The following is a 2,500-nucleotide window of genomic DNA, read 5'->3' as shown; positions in this document are numbered from 1 at the left end:
CGTCCGTCGTGGAAAGGGAAACAACCCTGACCTACAGCTAAGGTCCCCAAGTTATGGCTAAGTGGGAAAGGATGTGAGGATCCCAAAACAACCAGGATGTTGGCTTAGAAGCAGCCATCATTTAAAGAAAGCGTAACAGCTCACTGGTCTAAATAAGGGTCTTTGCGCCGAAAATGTAACGGGGCTCAAGCCATACACCGAAGCTTAGGGTTCACGAGCAATCGTGAGCGGTAGCGGAGCGTTCCGTAAGCCGATGAAGCCATACCCGTGAGGGATGGTGGAGGTATCGGAAGTGCGAATGCTGACATGAGTAACGTAAGGGGAGTGAGAGACTCCCCCGCCGAAAGTCCAAGGGTTCCTGCTTAAAGTTAATCTGAGCAGGGTTAGCCGGCCCCTAAGTCGAGGCGGAAACGCGTAGACGATGGGAACCACGTTAATATTCGTGGGCCTGTGGGTAGTGACGGATCATGTGTGTTGTGAGGTCTTATTGGATTGATCTTGCAGCGAAGTGGTTCCAGGAAACAGCTCCCACTTATAGACCGTACCCGAAACCGACACTGGTGGACTGGTAGAGTATACCAAGGCGCTTGAGAGAACTATGCTGAAGGAACTCGGCAAATTGCACGCGTAACTTCGGAAGAAGCGTGACCCTTTTTTGCGCAAGCAGATGAGGGTGGCACAGACCAGGGGGTAGCGACTGTTTATCAAAAACACAGGGCTCTGCGAAGCCGCAAGGCGACGTATAGGGTCTGACGCCTGCCCGGTGCTGGAAGGTTAAGAGGAGGGGTGCAAGCTCTGAATCGAAGCCCCAGTAAACGGCGGCCGTAACTATAACGGTCCTAAGGTAGCGAAATTCCTTGTCGGGTAAGTTCCGACCTGCACGAATGGCGTAACGACTTCCCCGCTGTCTCCAGCATAGACTCAGTGAAATTGAATTCCCCGTGAAGATGCGGGGTTCCTGCGGTTAGACGGAAAGACCCCGTGCACCTTTACTATAGCTTTACATTGGCATTCGTAGTGGCATGTGTAGGATAGGTGGTAGGCTTTGAAGCCAGGGCGCCAGCCTTGGTGGAGCCACCCTTGAAATACCACCCTTATCTCTATGGATGTCTAACCGCGGCCCGTTATCCGGGTCCGGGACAATGTATGGTGGGTAGTTTGACTGGGGCGGTCGCCTCCTAAAGAGTAACGGAGGCGCGCGATGGTGGGCTCAGAACGGTCGGAAATCGTTCGCTGAGTGCAATGGCATAAGCCTGCCTGACTGCGAGACTGACAAGTCGAGCAGAGACGAAAGTCGGTCATAGTGATCCGGTGGTCCCGCGTGGAAGGGCCATCGCTCAACGGATAAAAGGTACGCCGGGGATAACAGGCTGATGACCCCCAAGAGTCCATATCGACGGGGTTGTTTGGCACCTCGATGTCGACTCATCGCATCCTGGGGCTGGAGCAGGTCCCAAGGGTATGGCTGTTCGCCATTTAAAGCGGTACGTGAGTTGGGTTCAGAACGTCGTGAGACAGTTCGGTCCCTATCTGCCGTGGGTGTAGGAATATTGAAAGGATCTGTCCCTAGTACGAGAGGACCGGGATGGACGGATCTCTGGTGGACCTGTTGTGGCGCCAGCCGCATTGCAGGGTAGCTATATCCGGACGGGATAACCGCTGAAGGCATCTAAGCGGGAAACCCACCTTGAAACGAGTATTCCCTGAGAGTCGTGGAAGACGACCACGTTGATAGGCCGGGTGTGGAAGAGCGGCAACGCTTGAAGCTTACCGGTACTAATAACTCGATCGACTTGATCGTTCTCATTCCTAATGTTCATCAACCAGCGCTCACGCATGAGCGGCCCTTCGGGCCTGTGCTCCGCGAGGGCGCCGGATAACCGGCGACGCGCAGTCGCGCTTGCGGGCGGTGCCCGAAAGCAATTGCATCGCCAGGCACAAAACAGCTTCTCGAACAATGTGCGCTTTGCCGACCTGGTGGTTATGGCGGAGCGGCTGCACCCGATCCCATTCCGAACTCGGCCGTGAAACGCTCCAGCGCTGATGGTACTTCGTCTCAAGACGCGGGAGAGTAAGTCGCTGCCAGGTCTGCCAAACGCACATTGAAAATCTTCTCCTTACGATGCGGCCCGCAAGACGGGGCTCAAGGCCCGAATGCGGCCTTCCTGTCGATGGAGTTGTCCTTCGGAAACAAAGCTTGTCTTTGCCATTGGATGCAGGACCAGGAGCATCCCGTTCGCCGGCAACGGTCGCAGATCTCGAAGGCGCACAAACAAAAAGCCGGGCTGAACCCGGACGCTCAAAAGCTTATCGCGGGGTGGAGCAGCACCCCGTCCCGCCGCAGGGCCGCAGGGCTCCGAGAAGGGACAAACAGGAAAAAGACCGGGCTGCCCCGGCATCGCCGAATGGCTTATCGCGGGGTGGAGCAGCCCGGTAGCTCGTCAGGCTCATAACCTGAAGGTCGTTGGTTCAAATCCAACCCCCGCAACCAAATCTCTTC

At 55.9% G+C, this 2,500-nt stretch carries 1 tRNA gene and 2 rRNA genes (1 of these 3 cut by a window edge); all 3 read left to right on the top strand.

Features of this window, described 5'->3' with window-relative positions:
- Positions 1-1,801 (top strand): 23S ribosomal RNA (locus BFN67_RS11320); it begins 1,115 nt to the left of the window's first position.
- Positions 1,802-1,973: 172 nt separating this feature from the next.
- Positions 1,974-2,088, top strand: a 5S ribosomal RNA gene (gene rrf / locus BFN67_RS11315).
- A 326-nt stretch (positions 2,089-2,414) separates the two neighbouring features.
- A tRNA-Met gene (locus BFN67_RS11310) sits at positions 2,415-2,491 on the top strand.
- Positions 2,492-2,500: the final 9 nt, after the last annotated feature.

Source organism: Manganibacter manganicus, assembly GCF_002075885.1.
Classification (GTDB): domain Bacteria; phylum Pseudomonadota; class Alphaproteobacteria; order Rhizobiales; family Rhizobiaceae; genus Mesorhizobium; species Mesorhizobium manganicum.
The sequence above is the reverse complement of the archived record's forward strand: the minus strand, read 5'-3'. Positions and strand labels throughout refer to the sequence as shown.